Here is an 18,069-nt window from a genome sequence, read left to right on the forward strand (position 1 = left end):
AAGAATCAGGAGATATATCCATGTTTACCAAGATTCTGATCGCCAACCGTGGCGAGATCGCGTGCCGAGTCATCGCCACAGCGCGCAAGATGGGCATCCAGACCGTGGCGGTCTATTCCGACGCCGACAAGGACGCGCGCCATGTCAAGCTGGCCGACGAGGCCGTTCGCCTGGGGCCCGCACCCAGCCGCGAGTCCTATCTGCTGGGCGAGAAAATCATTGAAGCCTGCAAGCAGAGCGGCGCACAGGCAGTGCACCCCGGCTACGGTTTTCTCTCGGAAAACGAGGGCTTTGCCAAGCGCTGCGAAGAAGAGGGCATTGCCTTCATCGGCCCCAAGTCGCATTCCATTGCTGCCATGGGCGACAAGATTGCCTCCAAGAAGCTGGCCGGCGAAGCCCAGGTCAACACCATCCCTGGCTACAACGACGCCATTGCCGGCCCCGAGCAGGCCGTGGAAATCGCCAAGGGCATAGGCTACCCGGTGATGATCAAGGCTTCGGCTGGTGGCGGCGGCAAAGGTTTGCGTGTGGCCTTCAACGACAAGGAAGCCTTCGAAGGTTTTGCCTCCTGCCAGAACGAAGCGCGCAACAGCTTTGGCGATGACCGTATCTTCATCGAGAAGTTTGTTCAGGAGCCCCGCCATATCGAAATCCAGATTCTGGGCGACAGCCACGGCAATGTGGTTTACCTGAACGAGCGCGAATGCTCGATCCAGCGTCGTCACCAGAAGGTGATCGAGGAAGCGCCTTCGCCTTTCATCAGTGACGAAACCCGCAAGGCCATGGGCGAGCAGGCCGTGGCCCTGGCCAAGGCCGTCAAATACCAGAGCGCCGGCACCGTGGAGTTCGTGGTCGGCAAGGATCAGGACTTCTACTTCCTGGAGATGAATACCCGTCTGCAGGTGGAGCACCCGGTGACCGAATGCATCACCGGCCTCGATCTGGTCGAGCAGATGATTCGTGTGGCCGCCGGCGAAAAACTGTCCTTTGCCCAGGCCGATGTGAAGCGCGACGGCTGGGCCATCGAGTGCCGTATCAACGCCGAGGATCCGTTCCGCAACTTCCTGCCTTCGACCGGCCGCCTGGTTCGCTTTGCGCCGCCCGAGCAGACCATGTGGCAGTCCGACACCGAGCATCTGAACGGCGTGCGAGTGGATACCGGCGTCTACGACGGCGGTGAAATCCCCATGTACTACGACTCGATGATCGCCAAGCTCATCGTGCACGGCAAGGATCGCAACGACGCCATCGCCAAGGCCCGTGAAGCGCTCAACGGCTTTGCCATCCGCGGCATCAGCTCCAACATCCCGTTCCAGGCGGCCCTGCTGGCGCACCCGGACTTTGTCTCGGGCAAGTTCAACACCGGCTTCATCGCCCAGCACTATGCCGACGGCTTCCATGCCGAGGACGTGCCCCACGATGACCCCGACTTCCTGGTGGCTCTGGCCCTGTTCCGCAATCGCCGCTACCGTGCGCGTGCATCGACCATCACCGGCCAGATGCAAGGCCACCAGGTGCAGGTGGGCGAGAAGTACACCGCCGTGGTTCTGGGGGCTGAAGGCAAGAACCAGTATGTGACTGGCGAGGTGACCGACTTCGATGCCCAGGCGCGCGTTTGCAAGGTCGTGATCGGCGACAAGGCCTACGAGTTCCGCAGCAATGCCGACATTCGCGATCTGGTGGTGCGCGGCGTCTGCAACGGCAAGGCGTTCACCTGCCAGATCGAGCGCGGCAACGGCAAGAACCCGCTGGCCCTGCGCGTCATCCACAACGGCACGCAAGCCGATGTGCTGGTGCTCTCGCCCAAGGGCGCAGAGATGCACAAGCTCATGCCTTACAAGGCTCCGCCCGATCTGTCCAAGTTTCTGCTCTCGCCCATGCCAGGCCTGCTGGTCGATGTGGCCGTGCAGCCCGGCCAGAAGGTGCAGGCCGGCGAGAAGCTGGCCGTCATCGAAGCCATGAAGATGGAGAACATTTTGTTCGCAGCCCAGGACGGTGTGGTCAGCAAGATCAGCGCCGCCAAGGGCGACTCGCTGGCAGTGGACGACATCATTCTGGAATTTGAGTGATGAGCACTTTTCGGGGCCTGGGTCCGGCACCGGCATGCGGCCGGGCTGCAGATCAGGCCCCGAAGCAAAAGCCTGCAGGGCTTGGGCTCTGCGGGCTTTGTAGTTTTCAATAATATAGGCTCTACCCCTTATCCAATATGAGCCAGCCGCTATGACATTGAAAGCAGATACCCCGATATCCCGCCCAGCCAGATGCGCGCGCGGACTGCTGGCTTTGCTGGGAGCGCTGCTATTGGCCGATGCACTGGTACTGATGGGCATAGGGCATTTCAATGTGGGCGTGGTGCTGCCCGCCATGCTGGGTGCCGGGGCCTTTGGGCTGAGCTGGAAATGGCGCTCGGTGCAGCATTGGCGTGCGTCCAGGCCCTTGAATCAAAGGCTGTGGTCACTGGGCTGGGTCGTTCTGGCGCTGTGGCTGATCAGTCTTTTCTGGTTCTGGAGCCGCCTGTCCGGCCTTGGCCTTGCGCCGCAGCAGGTGCCGCCCGTGCAATCCATCGTGGTGCTGGGCAGCGGCACGCTCGACGGCCACCCAAGGCCGGTGCTGGCCGCGCGACTGGATCAGGCGGCGCAACTGGCCAAGCTGCAGCCCCAGGCCTTGGTCGCCGTTTGCGGCGGTGTCGATTGGGGTGAAAAAGAGTCGGAGGCCGAGGTCATGGCCCGCTATCTGCAGCAGCATCACGGTATTGCTGCGCAGCGGCTGGTGCTGGAAAAGCTCAGCACCAGCACCGAGCTGAACCTCAAGCTCAGCCGGCCCTTGATGGCCGAGCGCGGCGTGACTGCGGATGCACCCATGGCCATGGTAAGCAGCGACTTTCATCTGATGCGCGCCATGGACATTGCAAAGCGGCAGGACCTGCCTCAGGTGTATCCCGTGGCGGCTCCAACCCCTCTGGCCACGCGTTTCAATGCCTGGCTGCGCGAATACTTTGCCATGGCCAGCAGCTGGTTGCTGGGCGAGGTCTGATATTTCAATAAAAACCGGCTCTGGCGCTTATCAGTATTGCGTCTTAAGCTATCAATCAAGGAGTCATTCATGAGCAATCGTCCTTTCAAGGTTCTGGGCATTCAGCAAGTCGCCATCGGCGGCACCGATAAACAGCGCATGAAAAAGCTGTGGGTGGACATGCTGGGTCTGGAGCAGACCGGCACCTTCCAGAGCGAGCGCGAGAACGTGGACGAGGACATCCTGGCCATGGGGCGGGGCGCGATGAAGGTGGAAGTGGACATCATGCAGCCCATGGACATCGAGAAAAAGCCCGCCGTGCACGCCACGCCGCTGAACCATATCGGCCTGTGGATCGACGACCTGCCCAAGGCCGTGGAATGGCTGACGGCCAATGGCGTGCGATTTGCTCCTGGCGGTATCCGCAAGGGAGCGGCAGGCTATGACATCACTTTTCTGCACCCCAAGAGCAATGACGAGTTTCCGATTGCCGGCGAAGGCGTGCTGATCGAGCTGGTGCAGGCTCCGGCCGAGGTGATCGCGGCGCTGGGCTGAGTGTTCCGGGCGCCGGCTGCCAGATTGCAGCAGCGTGATAGCTGCGATTGTTCTCAGAACTGATAGCCGAGCTTGATCCCGAACGCCGTGGCGGACTCGGCATCAAAATTTGCCAGAGTCGTGCCGCCGCTGGAGATATCAATTGAGCCCAGACGCTGGTAGCTCAGCCAGGGCGTGAGCTTGAACTGTCCTTGCTGATAGCTCACCCCCACCGTGTAGCCAAGGCGGCCATCGGTGGGGCGCAATGGCGACAGCGCGGCCTTGTCGCTGCGCTTGTCATAAGCCACGGCGACAAAGCCGGACCAGTTCGCCGCCAGCCTCTGCCCAAGACCCAGCGTGTAGGTGGTTGTGTCCTCCATGTCCGCCAGGCTGCGCCCTGGGAGTATCGCCGCCAAGGTCTGCGGGTGTAGCCGGAATTGCGACCAGTTGGTCCAGCGGATCTGTCCAAAGAGCAGGGTACCTGGCGCGATGCCTGTCTGAACATCGAGGTTGAAGCTCTGCGGAGCAGTCGATGCCGTCCTTGTTTCGCCCGGCCATAGGTTTTCACGGGTCGCGATCTTGTGCTTGATGGCCGAGTAATAGGTCGCAGCAACGCGCAAAGCCATATCCGGGCGCTCATAGCTCATGCCCAGCAAGTAGCCTGGCTCGGTACTGGGCCTGAAATCCACCCGGTATCCATTGAGCCCTCCAAATACCATGCCCCCCAGGGCGACATGTCCTTCGGTGCGCTGCAGACGCAGACCGCCATGCACGGCCCAGTGCTCGTCCCAGCGGTAGCGCAGCGCCCCCATGAGCTCGTGGCTGCTCACGCGGGCCTGCGTGCCGCCAAAAAGAGGCGATTGCAGCGGGCTGTAAGCGATGTCGAGGCCAAAAGGCTTGCTCAACATCAGCAGCACCGAGGTGCGTGGATTCATATCCTGCTTGTATGCAAAGCCCCATTGGGTGTAATCGTCGGCGACCTGTCCGGTGGACTTGCCCAGGGCATCCGTGCCCTGGATCCGGGGCCTAACCGTATAGGTCTCTACGGAAAGATAGCGGCCGTTCTCAAATAAAGGTCCGAGATCCTGGCCTGTTCTATCAAGGCCGCCGGCCTGGGCGCAGAGCCCCCACATCATGGCTGCACAGCCAGCCCCCGCTTTTGCTTTTCTCAACACCTGCTCCAACGCTCTGATTCCAGTTGCATGAATGTAATTTAATGTGTCTAAGTGACAGGCGCATAGGTCTAATTGGAGGATGCAGGCTCGTGCAGTTGACACTTTCGAGGCTCCAGAGAGCTAGCAGCGTGGCTTATGCTGCGCGCTGCGAATGATCGCCGCCCGACGCCCAAAGCCGCGCAGAAAAATGACTCCCATCTCGACCGTCCTCACGACTGCTTACTACGACCGCCAATACAACGCCCGCGCCAGCGTGCAGGATCCGCTTGCGTATCTGGCCCGCTACACGCAGGAAAGCCAGGCCGCGTTTGCATTGCCTGGCGCAGTTCGCAACCAGCGCTACAGCCCCAGGGCTATGGATGTTCTGGATATCTATCTGCCCACAACTCAGGCAGTGAAAGCACAAGCTGCGCCTGTTTTCATCTTCATTCACGGCGGCTACTGGAAGGCCTTGAGCAAGAATGATTCGGCATTCATGGCACCTGCGCTGACACGGGAGGGCGCTATTGTCGTGGTGCCTGACTACGATCTGGCTCCGGCCGCCACGCTGGATCATATCGTCGAGCAGATGCGCCAGGCCTATGCCTGGGTGGTGCGCAATATCGCCATCTACGGCGGTGATGCCCGCAATATCTGTGTCTGCGGAAGCTCGGCCGGTGGACATCTGGCAGCCATGCTGCTGGCCAGGAGGTGGCAGCAAGACTATGACCTGCCAGCGCAGGCCGTGCCTCGATCGGTATTGACCTTGAGCGGTCTGTTCGACCTGCAGCCGCTGCTGACAACCCATATCAACGGCTGGATGCAGCTGGACGATGCTGCCGCGATACGCAACAGCCCCCGCTTTCTGCTGCCCGATGCGAGTACGCATGGTCAGTGCCAGCTGCGCGTGAGCTGTGGCGAGTTTGAAAGCCATGAATTCAAGCGCCAGTCGCGCGAATACCTGGCTGCGTGGCAGGCGCGTTGTCTGCCGGGGCAATGGGTGGAGGCGCCGGCTACCAACCACTTTGATTTGCCGCTGCAACTGGCCGATCCGCAATCTGCCATTCATCAGACTGCGCTGCAGTTGATGGGGCTTGATCAGTCCTCGTCCAGCATACGCGCCGCCTGATTGTTGAGTGCCGAGTCGGCGCGGAAGTAGCCGAGTACGGTGTTCACGCTATGGTGCCCGGTCAATGCCATGGTGTCAGCCAGCGGCAGATTGCGTCTGCCGGCCTCGGTCACAAATCCTGAGCGCAGCGAGTGTGCCGAAAAGTCTCCTTCCACACCAGCGAGCGCACAGCGTTCTTTAACGATATTGCGCACAGCAGCGGGAGTCAGCGGCTCTGCCACATGGCCGCCTTTGCGGATACGCCTGAAGATAGGACCTTCGGTGATGCTTGCCGCGTCCAGCCATGCTCTCAAGGCAATGGCTGCACGGCCGGTAACGGGCTTGTGATTCTCGGGGGCATCGGTGCCGCTCTGGTTGGTCTTGCTATGGCTCAGGGTGTAGATGAATTCCCCATTAGCCACAGTGCGCAGGAAACGCATATCGGCGCCGGCCACTTCGGAGCGGCGACGCCCACCACTGGCCCAGGCAAACAGCAGCAGCGCCCGGTCGCGCAGGCCGCGCAAGCTATCGTCACAGCTGGCCAGCAGCGCCTCCAGTACATCACGCGTCAGCGCCTCTTTTTTCTGCGGCAACTCGCCGCGCCTTGCATAGGCCTTGCGCGTGCGCGACATCAGCTCCTTGACTGCCCCGTCCTGACAGGGATTGGGCATGGCATGCACCTGATGCGCCTTGGACATCACGGCCATGCGATGCACCAGCGTGCTGTGTGAAGGCGCCCCTTTTTTACCCTTGTAACCGGCTGCAACCAGGGCTTCATCGATTTCGGGCGGCATTTCATGGAGCAAGCCCGTTCCGGTCTGCCTCTGGGCATGGTCGATGATGAATTGCAGCACCGTGGAAGCATGCAGCGGCAGTTGCATGGGCTTACCAAGGCGCAGCAAATGCCAGGCTGCCCAGTAACGCATGGCGCTTTGATAGCTGCTGCGCGTATTGCTGGATTCGCCTTCATGCATCAGTTCCTTGATGGCTTCATGCGCTTTGGGGGCAAGAGCGGACTCAGGGACATCCTGTATCTGCAGGCGGTTGGCATCAAAAGTCACGGGAGCAGGGAAGGGCGAGGGCTTGCGTGAATCCATGGCGCTATTTTCGCCCTGACTTCATCTGCCAACCACTGTCGATTGGCTCCATTCAAGAAGTCTGTAGAAGCCGGGCGGCTTTGAGCGGCAAGTTCCGAGAGCGGCTTACAAGACCTGGCACGGCATGCCGAAGGTGAGACGCGGGATCGTCGCAAGCAGCTGCACCAGTGACACGGCGGCGAGTGTGTAGACGAATCAAAGAAATTTCTCTCCCTCAATGGAAAACGCCCTCCTATCCACAAATTCAGATGCTGAAAACGCGGTAATGTATGTTGTCATCTGTATGGAAATTTCATACGTAATATCTAATACATAAAATGTATTGTGTATTACACATATAAAATATAAATCACGATAACAATCACTTATCGTTAGTTATTTGAAGAATAGATATGAATACAAGCAAAACTACGTCAAGAGGTGTTCAGGAGTCCGATGTCTGGGCTGCAGCGGATGCTTTGATAGCCCAGGGGCTGCGTCCGACCATAGAGCGGGTGCGTCAGCAGATTGGGCGAGGCTCTCCCAATACGGTCAGCCCCATGCTGGAGACCTGGTTTGCAACGCTAGGCCGTCGTCTGGGCGTGGCGGGAGAGCAGGATCCTTCCGTGTTGCAATCGGTGCCGGACCCTGTGCAGCGTCTAGCGGAGGAGCTCTGGAATGCGGCACAGGAAGAGGCGAAAGCCGCAGCCAGCAAGGCTTTGGATCTTCGCGAACAGGCTTTGAAAGCTGCAGAGCAGGCATTTGTGGCGCAACAGGAGCAACTCGCGCAGCGCCAGGCCACCATGGAAGCGCAAAAAGATGCACTGAATCAAGCCCTGCAGGCAGCTCAAAATCACGCCCAAGACTTTGCCCGGCGTCTTGACGAAATGCAGCAGACGCTACAGGAGCGCGATCAGCGCCTGGAAGAACTACGTGATGAGCTGAGCAATGCCGTACGCCAGCGTGAATTGCAGCAGCAAAAGCACAGCGAGGAAATTCAGTCGGCCGCCGCCGAGCGCCAGCGCATGGCCGAACAGTACGCGGGCAACGAGCGCCATATGCTCAATGAGGTCGATCGTGCGCGGCAGGAACTCACCGCAGCGCGAAAAAACCTGCAGGATCAGGAGCGCAAGGCGGAGTCTCGCTATCAAGAGCTGCAGACTCGTTTTGAACAATCCGAGCAGGAGATCCTGAATCTGCATGCCCAGTTGCAGACCGCCCAGAACACGGCAGCATTGGCACAGGAGCGTGCAGCCGATCTCAAAAGCCTGCTGGAGGCGCAGCAAAGACTGGCGGCGGCTGCAGCCAATACAGCTGATACAAATGTGGCTCAACCCCTGGCGCGTCGAAGCAATCTGGCGGCAACCCGACGCTCCATTAACCGGCGAACCTTGCGCTAACCGGTAGCCGGCGCCACAGGCTTGACCGCCGGCTTATGCCGGTGGCTTGTCGATATTGGTGGTCAATGCCAAACCGTAACTGAAGAGCCATGGGTATTTTGAATAAGAATAATCGGTAACGTCCTACATTTCGATACGCATTTGTCTTTAATAGTGGGTGGAAATAGAAGAAAACAAGAAACTACCCAGCTAATGGACGTGGCATCAATTTTGAGATAGGCGATCTCGATCCACGCTTCCTAGTAGCAAACCGCTTTCTCCTGAGTTCAAGCATTTCCAAGCCTCCCGCTTTTGGGGGCTAGGACGGGCTTTCCGTTGCTTGATCCTTTTATCCGGAAGTAGAGGTGGCCGTGGACTTACTCAAAAGCATCTTTCACCAATCACCAGAGGCCGCACTTTTCGCGTCTCTGGCTCTGGGGTACTGGGTCGGCAAGTTCCGCTTCGGGTCATTCCAGTTAGGTGGTGTGGCTGGTTCGTTATTGGCAGCGGTCTTGATCAGCCAGATCGGCATTCAGATCGATTCAGGCATCAAGGCTGTGCTTTTCGCCTTGTTCATATACGCCGTAGGCTTTGAAAGCGGCCCGCAGTTCTTCAATTCTTTGGGGCGTCATTCGGTCAAGGAAATCATGATGGCCGTCGTGGTGGCCTTGTCCGGCTTGATCACGGTGGTGGTTATTGCCCGGGTATTCGGGCTGGACAAAGGCTTGGCTGCAGGCCTTGCAGCCGGCGGATTGACGCAGTCGGCAATCATTGGGACGGCTGGTTCTGCCATTGAGAAACTCGGGATCTCGGGCGAAGAAGTGCAGCGCATGCAGGCCAATGTCGCCATCGGCTATGCGGTCACCTATATATTCGGCTCTTTCGGCGCCATCATCATGTGCGTCAATGTCTTGCCATGGATTACCGGACGCAATATCCGGGATGACGCGGTTCAAGCCGAGCAAGAGCAGCTCAAGGGCATTCGGGTCTATGGCGTGGGTGAATCGCCAGCAGCTCCCGATCTGGTGGGGCGTATTTTCCGCGTCGCTCAATCAGGCAAAACCGTGGCCGATCTCGAAGCCGAGGGGACTCAGGGCAGGGTGACAGTGGAGCGCATTCAGCGCAGGAATGCCCTGGTCGGCGTGGACCCCAGCCTGGTACTGGAGGCTGGCGACATTATTTTGCTGGTCGGGCGCCGCTCCGCCGTTGTGTCTCTGGGCAAGTCGGTAGGCGATGAGCTGCCCGGTGCCCAGGGCATGGATGTGGTGATGGTGCGCCGTGATGTGGCCATTTCCAATTCCCAGTATCTCAACCGCAGCGTCAAGGACATTCTGGACAGCCTGTCTCAGGATCTCAAGCACGGCGTCTATGCCGAGGGCTTGATACGAGCGGGATCGCCGGTTCCCATCACTGCGCAGACCATGGTGATGCCAGGCGATGTGGTCACCTTGTTCGGCACGCCTCAGGACGTTCAGAAGGCTGCCCAGGCCGCCGGTCCCATCATTGTTCCCAGCGACAAGACCGACTGGGTGTTCCACGGCTTCGGCATTGTCGTCGGTCTGCTGATCGGCCTGCTGGTGCTGCGCATAGGCGCTATTCCCATCACCTTGGGCAGTGGTGGCGGTGCCTTGCTCTCGGGCCTGCTGTTTGGCTGGTGGCGCAGCCGCAAGCACACCATGGGCAATATGCCGACAAGCGCCTCGACATTGCTGCGCGATCTGGGGCTGGCCGGCTTTGTGGCCATGGTGGGCCTGCAGTCCGGCCAGCAGGCGGTCAGCACGGTCATGGAGCAGGGCTTGACGCTATTCATGCTGGGCGTTCTGGTCACCATCATTCCGCTGCTGATTGCCATTTTGTTTGGCAAGTATGTGCTGCGTTACGACAACGTGGCCGTGTTCGCGGGCTCGCTGTCCGGCGCACGCAGTGCCAACCCCGCATTTGGCGAGGTTCTGGACAAGGCAGGCAATTCAATCCCCACCACCCCGTTTGCAATCACTTATGCGTTGGCCAATGTGTTCCTGACTTTGCTGGGTCCGCTGGTCATTGCCTTTGCGTGAAACCCCTGAACTGATTCACTAGGACGAATGGAAGGAGTTGCGATATGAGCAAGGATTATCAGAGTCTGGCGAACTTGAGCCCGTTCGAGCTCAAGGATGAGTTGATCAAGATCGCCTCGGGCGATGGAAACCGCCTCATGCTCAATGCAGGGCGGGGCAACCCCAACTTTCTGGCCACAACGCCGAGAAGAGCATTTTTCCGCCTGGGCTTGTTCGCAGCAGCTGAATCCGAGCTTTCCTACTCTTATATGACGACAGTGGGCGTGGGCGGACTGGCGAAGATCGACGGAATAGAGGGGCGCTTTGAACGTTATATTGCCGAAAACCGGGATCAGGAAGGAGTGCGCTTTCTCGGTAAATCCCTGAGCTATGTGCGTGACCAACTGGGCTTGGATCCGGCCGCCTTCCTGCACGAAATGGTCGATGGCATTCTGGGCTGCAATTACCCCGTTCCCCCCCGGATGCTGAGCATCAGCGAAAAAATCGTGCGCCAGTACATCATCCGTGAAATGGGGGCCGATGCAATTCCCAGCGAGTCCGTGAACCTGTTTGCGGTCGAGGGGGGAACAGCCGCCATGGCCTATATCTTCGAGAGCTTGAAGCTCAACGGTTTGCTCAAGGCTGGTGACAAGGTTGCCATCGGCATGCCGGTTTTCACGCCGTACATAGAAATTCCGGAACTGGCCCAGTATGCACTGGAGGAAGTCGCCATCAATGCGGACCCGAACCTCAATTGGCAGTATCCGGACTCAGAGTTGGACAAGCTCAAGGATCCGGCCATCAAGATCTTTTTCTGCGTCAACCCCAGCAATCCGCCTTCGGTGAAGATGGATCAACGAAGTCTCGATCGCGTGCGCAATATCGTTGCAGAACATCGTCCGGATCTGATGATACTGACCGACGATGTCTACGGCACCTTTGCTGATGACTTCCAGTCTCTCTTTGCGATTTGCCCGACAAATACTCTGCTGGTGTACTCATTCTCCAAATACTTTGGCGCCACTGGCTGGCGTTTGGGAGTAGTGGCCGCTCATCGGCAAAATGTCTTTGACCTGGCGCTGGACAAATTGCCAGAGTCCGAAAAAATTGCCCTGGATCACCGCTATCGTTCGCTGCTGCCGGATGTGCGCTCCTTGAAGTTCATCGATCGCTTGGTGGCTGACAGTCGTGCTGTTGCTTTGAATCACACCGCTGGGCTGTCCACGCCACAGCAGGTGCAAATGGCCTTGTTCTCGCTGTTTGCGCTGATGGATGAGGCAGACGAGTACAAGCACACGCTCAAACAACTGATTCGACGGCGCGAAACCACGCTGTATCGCGAGCTCGGCATGCCACCGCTAAGAGACGAAAACGCTGTTGACTACTACACCTTGATTGACTTGCAGGATGTGACCTCGAAGCTCTATGGCGAAGCATTTTCAGAATGGGCAGTCAAGCAGTCATCGACTGGCGACATGCTGTTCCGGATCGCTGACGAGACCGGCATTGTGCTTTTGCCGGGGCGCGGCTTCGGCTCGGACCGTCCATCGGGGCGAGCATCCTTGGCAAACCTCAACGAATATGAATATGCAGCCATAGGCCGTGCGTTGCGCAAAATGGCTGACGAGCTTTACGCACAATATTCCGGAGAAGGTAAGAATCGTTAGCAGGCACAAGCAGGCAAATGCTTGAAAAGAAAAGCCATGAGCAGATCCTCATGGCTTTTTATATGAAAGTGCATTCGCGACTGTTTCTGTACTTCGTGAGCGCTTCGCGGACTCTGAGTATGGCGATCCGGGTTAGCTACCCTGTATTAACGACTCGATAACCCGTCACGGTAGATGGGTGAGGGCGATCTATTGACTGATGATGCATGTCTGCGGCGCGAAAACGAGAGTGGTTTGCTATGAGGCGCAAAAGAGGGCGACGTGTACAGGCACAGAGCTGCTGAGTGACTGATTCACGGAAGGCTCCAAGTCAAGCGTTTGAAGGAGGCATGTCCTGCATCAATCGATAGAGTGCTTCAGCCACCAATGAAAGGCTGCGCTCTCGCTTTCGAACCATGTAGATCTGCCGGTCCATACCCGGCAGCAGCAGGTGCCGCGCCACCAATCCGGGCTTGTCGAAGTGAAATAGACTCAGCGCGGGAGCTACGGTGATACCTAGTCCGGCTTGCACCAGCCCCATCACGGTGGCCAATTGCTCGACTTCAACGAAAGTCTGCATCTTTCGAGGAAAAAAAGCGGCATCCAGATACTGGCGAACACTGCTGTGGCGTGCCAGGTGGATGAACGGCCAGGGTGTCAGATCCTCCAGGGACAGCTCGACCTTGTCCGCCAGTGGATGGTCGCCAGGGCACACCATATAGAAGCCGTCGCTGCAAAACGGCTCAGCCTTCAGGTCGGGTGTATCCACGCGTATGGCGGCGAGCGCAAAATCCGCGTCTCCGTTGGCAACGGCAGCGATGCATGGTTCGGACAGCACGTCCAACACACCCAGCTGAACTCCCGGATGCCGCGCCGTGTACACCTTCAGCACTTCAGGAAGCCAGCCTGCGGCAAGGGATGGCAGCAATGCAACTGATACCTGCCCCTGAGCCAGTTGTGCTGTATCACGCATCGCTCTCTCGCAGGCAGCGAATTCTGCTGCGAGGCGTTCCGCAGACTGCAGGAATCGTTCGCCTTCACGGGTAAGCACCACGTGTCTTGTGCTGCGGTCGAACAGTTTGAGACCTACCGTTTGCTCGACAGAGCGGATGAGTGCGCTGAAAGCCGGCTGTGACAGATGGCACATGCTGGCAGCCTGGGTGAAGTTCTTCTGCTTGGCCAGTACCAGGAATGCCTGTACATCACGCGACGATAGATTCATTTGAAATGCGGATTAATTAATCTCAATTATCGATTTCACAGCTTATAGCGGTTTTCCTATAGTGGGCAACAGGAGGTTTCATGACAAGAGTGCAAAACGAAACGACGTCATTGCTCATCGGATGTGCGGCAGGCTTTTCCGGCGATCGAATTGATGCGGCGCAACCCGTCGTGCAGGAGCTGGTTCGACAAAGCAAACCTGCCTTTCTGATCTTTGAAACGCTTGCCGAGCGCACTCTGGCGCTGGCACAGCTTGCTCGTCGCCAGAATCCCGATGCAGGCTATGAGCCACTCATGGTGGAGTTTCTCCGGCCCGTGCTCGCCGACTGCCTGGCGCATGGCATTCGAATCGTCAGCAACTTTGGTGCGGCCAACCCACAAGGCGCAGCTCGGGCCATTGCTGCATTGGCCAGGGAGCTCGGAACGCGCCTACCCCAAATAGCGGTTGTTCATGGGGATGACCTCAGCGGACCCGCGCATTACCAGTTGCTCGAAAAAGCTCTGGGCTCGGACATGCCAGACCAGCAACTGGTGAGCGCCAATGCCTATATAGGTGCACGACCCATTGCCGAGGCACTACTGGCAGGTGCAGACATTGTGGTGTGCGGCCGCGTCTCCGACCCCTCGCTTGTGGTGGGACCTGCCATGGCCCACTTCGGCTGGGCCTGGGATGACTGGAATAGCCTGGCACGAGCCACGATGACCGGGCATTTGCTGGAATGTGGAACCCAGGTCTCTGGCGGCTATTTCGCAGACCCGGGGTACAAAGATGTACCCGGCATGGAACGCCTGGGCTATCCCATTGCCGAAATCGACAGCGCGGGCAACAGCACCATCTTCAAGCCATCTCTGACCGGGGGCTGCATCACTGCAGCCACGGTCAAGGAGCAACTGCTCTACGAAATCCATGACCCTGCCTGCTACCTCACGCCAGACGTTGTTGCCGACATCACTCAGGCAGAAGTGATTTCGGTTGGGCCTGACCGGGTGCGCCTGGAAGGTGTCATTGGTCACCCGAGGCCGGAGATGCTCAAAGTCAATGTCTGCTTTGAGTCAGGATGGTTTGCCGAGGGAGAGATCTCCTACGCAGGCCCGAGAGCGCAAGAGCGCGCGCGCCTGGCGGCCCAGACCATATCCAGACGCCTGGCGAATATTGGGCCCCTCAGAACCGACCTGATCGGCGTGACCAGTGTCTGGGGAAACGACAGCAGCGACTGGCTTACTGAAGCAGGCATTCCCGGCGAATCCCGGGATGTCCGGCTTCGCATGGCCTGGCAGCATGCCGACCATGCGGTCGCTGCGCGTCTGCCGCGCGAGATCAACGCCTTGTACTGCTGCGGCCCGGCGGGGGGAGGGGGCGTTCGAACCCATATGCGCCAGCGCCTGGGAATGGTGTCGTGCCTGGTACCTCAGCAACAGATTACGACTGGCTTCCACTGGACCAAGCCGCATCAGGAGTAAGCCATGAACTCAACCCTTACTGTTCCCCTTTACCGAGTTGCGCATGGACGCACAGGTGACAAAGGCAACCGCTCCAACATCAGCGTCATTGCATGGCATCCGGATTTGTGGGGGGTGGTGTGCGAACAAGTCACCGAACAAGTCGTGATGCACCTGTTTGCAGACCGCAAGCCAAGCCATGTTCGGCGATACCTGCTACCCAAGCTCCACGCCATGAATCTGGTACTCGACAACGTACTGGATGGAGGGGTCAACGACTCGCTGAATCTGGACAGCCATGGAAAAACGCTGTGCTTCAGGGTACTTGAAATGCCTGTCGTGGTTCCATGCCATCTCGAGTCACTGCTCGTCGGTCCGAGCGCCTGAATTTTCTACAACAACCACTAGGAGACAAACCATGAAATTTCTGACACGACGCACTGTTCTTGCATGCGGTGCAAGCCTGGCGCTCAGCCCATTGGCCTTTGCACAAGGCGAATTTCCGAACAAACCTATTACCTTTGTTGTTCCGTTTGCCGCCGGCAGTGCCACAGACCAGCTTGCACGCGCCTTGGGACAAGCCGTTTCCGAGCAAACCAAGCAGCCGGTCGTGGTGGAAAACAAAGGCGGTGCCAGTGGCATGATTGCGGCTCAAGCGGTGGCCAAGGCCGCGCCTGATGGCTACACCGTGCTCATCACGACCAATACGACGCATGCCGCCAACGAACATTTATACAAAAAGCTCTCCTATGACCCTGTCAAGGATTTCACCCCCATCACAGGTCTGGGCAAAGGTGGGCAGGTTCTGGTTGTCCCTGCGACTTCGCCATATCAGTCCGTGGGCGAGCTGCTGAGCTACGCCAAAGCCAATCCCGGCAAGCTGAGTTTCGGCAGTGGCAGCTCTTCAAGCAGAGTCGCAGGCGAAATGCTGAAGCAGCTCGCTGGCGTCGATATCCTTCACGTTCCCTACAAGAGCAATCCGCTTGCCCTCACGGACCTTCTTGGAGGGCAAATAAACCTGATGATTACAGACGTCTCGACGGGTGTTCCTCAGATCAAGGCCGGCAAGTTGCGCCCATTGGGATACTCCACCCAGAAGCGCAGCGCGCAACTGCCGGAGGTTCCGACCATCTCGGGGTCGCCTCAGAAAACGGAAAATAAAGCACGCTAAGCCGGTTGCAACGGTCGTAGCGGCCTGAACTTGCCCGCGCCGATCTTGGCGCTGCTGCGCCAGAGGTAATCGCCGGTCAGGTTGATGTGTTCCCAGCCGAGCGGCGACAGGTATTGCAATAGCGCGTCATCGACAGCATGCCCGTTGCCACGCAACGCATGTGCTGCGCGCTCCAGATAGACCGTGTTCCACAACACGACGGCCGCCGTCACCAGGTTGAGGCCGCTGGCCCGGTAGCGCTGCTGCTCGAAGCTGCGGTCGCGGATTTCGCCCAGACGGTTGAAGAATACGGCGCGGGCCAGCGCGTTGCGCGCTTCGCCCTTGTTCAGTCCAGCGTGGACGCGGCGGCGCAGCTCCACGCTTTGCAACCAGTCCAGGATGAACAGCGTGCGTTCGATGCGCCCCAGCTCGCGCAGGGCGATGGCTAAGCCGTTCTGGCGCGGATAGCTGCCGAGTTTCCGAAGCATCAGCGAGGCCGTCACCGTGCCCTGCTTGATCGAGGTGGCCAGCCGCAGGATTTCGTCCCAATGGGCGCGGACGTGCTTGATGTTGAGCGTGCCGCCGATCATGGGTTTCAGCGCGTCATAGGCGGCGTCGCCCTTCGGGATGTAGAGCTTGGTGTCGCCCAGGTCGCGGATGCGCGGCGCGAAGCGGAAGCCCAGGAGGTGCATCAGGGCGAAGACGTGATCGGTGAAGCCCGCCGTGTCGGTGTAATGCTCCTCGATCCGCAAGTCGGACTCGTGGTACAGCAGGCCGTCAAGTACATAGGTCGAGTCGCGCACGCCGACATTGACCACCTTGGTGTGGAACGGCGCGTACTGGTCGGATATATGGGTGTAGAAGGTTCGCCCAGGGCTGCTGCCATATTTCGGGTTGATGTGACCGGTACTCTCGGCCTTGCTCCCGGTTCGGAAGTTCTGGCCGTCCGACGATGACGTGGTGCCGTCGCCCCAGTGTTCGGCGAAGGGATGCCGGAATTGGGCGTTCACCAACTCGGCCAGCGCTGTCGAATAGGTTTCGTCGCGGGTATGCCAGGCTTGTAGCCAGGCGAGCTTGGCGTAGGTCGTGCCGGGGCAGGACTCGGCCATCTTGGTCAGGCCCAGGTTGATCGCGTCGGCCAGGATGGTGGTCAACAGCAGATTTTTGTCCTTGGCCAGATCGCCCGATTTCAGGTGCGTGAAGTGGCGGGTGAAGCCCGTCCACTCATCGACTTCGAGCAGCAGTTCGGTGATCTTGACGTGTGGCAGGATCATGGCTGTCTGGTCGATCAGCGCCTGCGCGGTGTCGGGTACCGCCGCATCCAGCGGCGTGATCTTCAGGCCCGACTCGGTGATGATCGCATTCGGCAGGTCGTTGGCCGCTGCCATGCGGTTGACCGTGGCAAGCTGCGCTTCAAGCAGCGTCAGGCGGTCGTGCAGGTACTGGTCGCCGTCAGTGGCCACGGCCAGCGGCAATGCGCTGGACTGCTTGAGGCTGGCGAACTTCGCGGGCGGCACCAGGTAGTCCTCGAAGTCCTTGAACTGGCGCGATCCCTGCACCCAGATGTCGCCCGAGCGCAGCGAGTTCTTCAGCTCGGACAGCGCGCACAGCTCGTAGTAGCGCCGGTCGATACCCGCGTCAGTCATCACCAGCTTCTGCCAGCGCGGCTTGATGAAGTCGGTCGGGGCATCGGCAGGCACTTTGCGGGCGTTGTCGGTGTTCATGCCACGCAGTACCTCGATGGCATCGAGCACGTTCTTGGCGGCGGGTGCGGCCCGCAGCTTGAGCACGGCAAGGAATTCCGGCGCGTAGCGGCGCAAGGTGGCGTAACTTTCGCCGATGCGGTGCAGGAAATCGAAGTCATCGGGCTGAGCGAGCTTCTGCGCCTCGGTGACGCTTTCGGCGAAGGCATCCCAGGACATGACGGCCTCGATGGCGGCGAACGGATCGCGGCCAGCTTGCTTGGCCTCGATCAGCGCCTGGCCGATGCGCCCGAACAGCCGCACCTTGGCGTTGATCGCCTTGCCGGATGCCTGAAACTGCTGCTGATGCTTGTTCTTGGCGGCGTTGAACAGCTTGCCCAGGATGCGGTCGTGCAAGTCGATGATTTCGTCGGTGACCGTGGCCATGCCCTCGATGGCCAGCGCCACGAGGGTGGCGCAGCGCCGTTGCGGCTCGAACTTGGCTAAGTCGGCGGGCGTCATCTGGCCACCCTCACGGGCGATCTTGAGCAGGCGTGTTGATTTCCACCCAGAAGTGACCCACTAGCCCCCGGTTTTTCCATCTCAATCTGACCCACGCATTAACCCTAGC

Annotated in this window: 12 protein-coding genes and 2 pseudogenes; 10 read left to right on the plus strand and 4 right to left on the minus strand. The window is 59.1% G+C overall.

What is annotated here, in order from left to right:
• Positions 1 to 20: 20 nt before the first annotated feature.
• The 3 genes from ACWGXF_RS16490 (at position 21) to ACWGXF_RS16500 (ending at position 3,567) form a co-directional block, all read left to right on the plus strand.
• Positions 21 to 2,069, plus strand: coding sequence for an acetyl-CoA carboxylase biotin carboxylase subunit (locus ACWGXF_RS16490; protein ID WP_256630564.1), 2,049 nt, complete (start codon positions 21 to 23; stop codon positions 2,067 to 2,069).
• A 151-nt stretch (positions 2,070 to 2,220) separates the two neighbouring features.
• Complete coding sequence (locus ACWGXF_RS16495; protein ID WP_452102130.1) at positions 2,221 to 3,033, plus strand: YdcF family protein; 813 nt, start codon at positions 2,221 to 2,223, stop codon at positions 3,031 to 3,033.
• A 69-nt stretch (positions 3,034 to 3,102) separates the two neighbouring features.
• Entirely contained in the window at positions 3,103 to 3,567 is a 465-nt protein-coding gene (locus ACWGXF_RS16500; RefSeq protein WP_012838377.1) for a VOC family protein, read from the plus strand.
• Between the two features lie 53 nt (positions 3,568 to 3,620).
• Here ACWGXF_RS16500 and ACWGXF_RS16505 read toward each other — a convergent pair whose 3' ends face one another.
• Entirely contained in the window at positions 3,621 to 4,721 is a 1,101-nt protein-coding gene (locus ACWGXF_RS16505) for an outer membrane protein transport protein (protein WP_256630563.1), read from the minus strand.
• Between the two features lie 187 nt (positions 4,722 to 4,908).
• On the opposite strand from ACWGXF_RS16505, the gene ACWGXF_RS16510 reads away from it, so the two are divergent.
• Positions 4,909 to 5,829, plus strand: a complete 921-nt coding sequence (locus ACWGXF_RS16510; RefSeq protein WP_202789153.1) for an alpha/beta hydrolase — start codon at positions 4,909 to 4,911, stop codon at positions 5,827 to 5,829.
• On the opposite strand, the gene ACWGXF_RS16515 is transcribed toward ACWGXF_RS16510, so the two are convergent.
• Entirely contained in the window at positions 5,799 to 6,905 is a 1,107-nt protein-coding gene (locus ACWGXF_RS16515; protein WP_202789152.1) for a site-specific integrase, read from the minus strand. The genes ACWGXF_RS16510 and ACWGXF_RS16515 overlap by 31 nt on opposite strands.
• A 392-nt stretch (positions 6,906 to 7,297) precedes the next feature.
• Here ACWGXF_RS16515 and ACWGXF_RS16520 point away from each other — a divergent pair, with 392 nt between their 5' ends.
• The 3 genes from ACWGXF_RS16520 to ACWGXF_RS16530 all read left to right on the plus strand — a co-directional run bounded on the left by ACWGXF_RS16520 (position 7,298) and on the right by ACWGXF_RS16530 (position 11,966).
• A complete protein-coding gene (locus ACWGXF_RS16520; protein ID WP_452102131.1) occupies positions 7,298 to 8,284 on the plus strand; it encodes a DNA-binding protein in 987 nt (328 codons plus the stop codon).
• A 350-nt stretch (positions 8,285 to 8,634) separates the two neighbouring features.
• Positions 8,635 to 10,320 (plus strand): aspartate-alanine antiporter, encoded by a 1,686-nt coding sequence (gene aspT / locus ACWGXF_RS16525; RefSeq protein WP_229227039.1) that lies wholly within the window; start codon positions 8,635 to 8,637, stop codon positions 10,318 to 10,320.
• A 44-nt stretch (positions 10,321 to 10,364) separates the two neighbouring features.
• Positions 10,365 to 11,966 carry a bifunctional aspartate transaminase/aspartate 4-decarboxylase gene (locus ACWGXF_RS16530; RefSeq protein WP_012838371.1) on the plus strand — a complete coding sequence of 534 codons (1,602 nt, stop codon included), beginning with the start codon at positions 10,365 to 10,367 and terminating at the stop codon, positions 11,964 to 11,966.
• A gap of 310 nt (positions 11,967 to 12,276) precedes the next feature.
• Here the strand turns inward: ACWGXF_RS16530 and ACWGXF_RS16535 are convergent, their stop codons facing one another.
• Entirely contained in the window at positions 12,277 to 13,167 is an 891-nt protein-coding gene (locus tag ACWGXF_RS16535; protein ID WP_039050992.1) for a LysR family transcriptional regulator, read from the minus strand.
• A gap of 80 nt (positions 13,168 to 13,247) precedes the next feature.
• On the opposite strand from ACWGXF_RS16535, the gene ACWGXF_RS16540 reads away from it, so the two are divergent.
• From ACWGXF_RS16540 to ACWGXF_RS16550, 3 genes and pseudogenes are all read left to right on the plus strand, one after another.
• Positions 13,248 to 14,627 carry an acyclic terpene utilization AtuA family protein gene (locus ACWGXF_RS16540; protein ID WP_452102132.1) on the plus strand — a complete coding sequence of 460 codons (1,380 nt, stop codon included), beginning with the start codon at positions 13,248 to 13,250 and terminating at the stop codon, positions 14,625 to 14,627.
• 3 nt (positions 14,628 to 14,630) lie between these two features.
• Positions 14,631 to 14,993 (plus strand): AtuA-related protein, encoded by a 363-nt coding sequence (locus tag ACWGXF_RS16545; protein ID WP_012838368.1) that lies wholly within the window; start codon positions 14,631 to 14,633, stop codon positions 14,991 to 14,993.
• 31 nt (positions 14,994 to 15,024) lie between these two features.
• Positions 15,025 to 15,741, plus strand: a pseudogene (locus tag ACWGXF_RS16550) (Bug family tripartite tricarboxylate transporter substrate binding protein); the annotation flags it as partial.
• Between the two features lie 32 nt (positions 15,742 to 15,773).
• On the opposite strand, the pseudogene ACWGXF_RS16555 reads toward ACWGXF_RS16550, so the two are convergent.
• Positions 15,774 to 17,993, minus strand: a pseudogene (locus ACWGXF_RS16555) (Tn3 family transposase); the annotation flags it as partial.
• Positions 17,994 to 18,069: the final 76 nt, after the last annotated feature.

This window comes from Comamonas sp. HJ-2 (genome assembly GCF_053615495.1).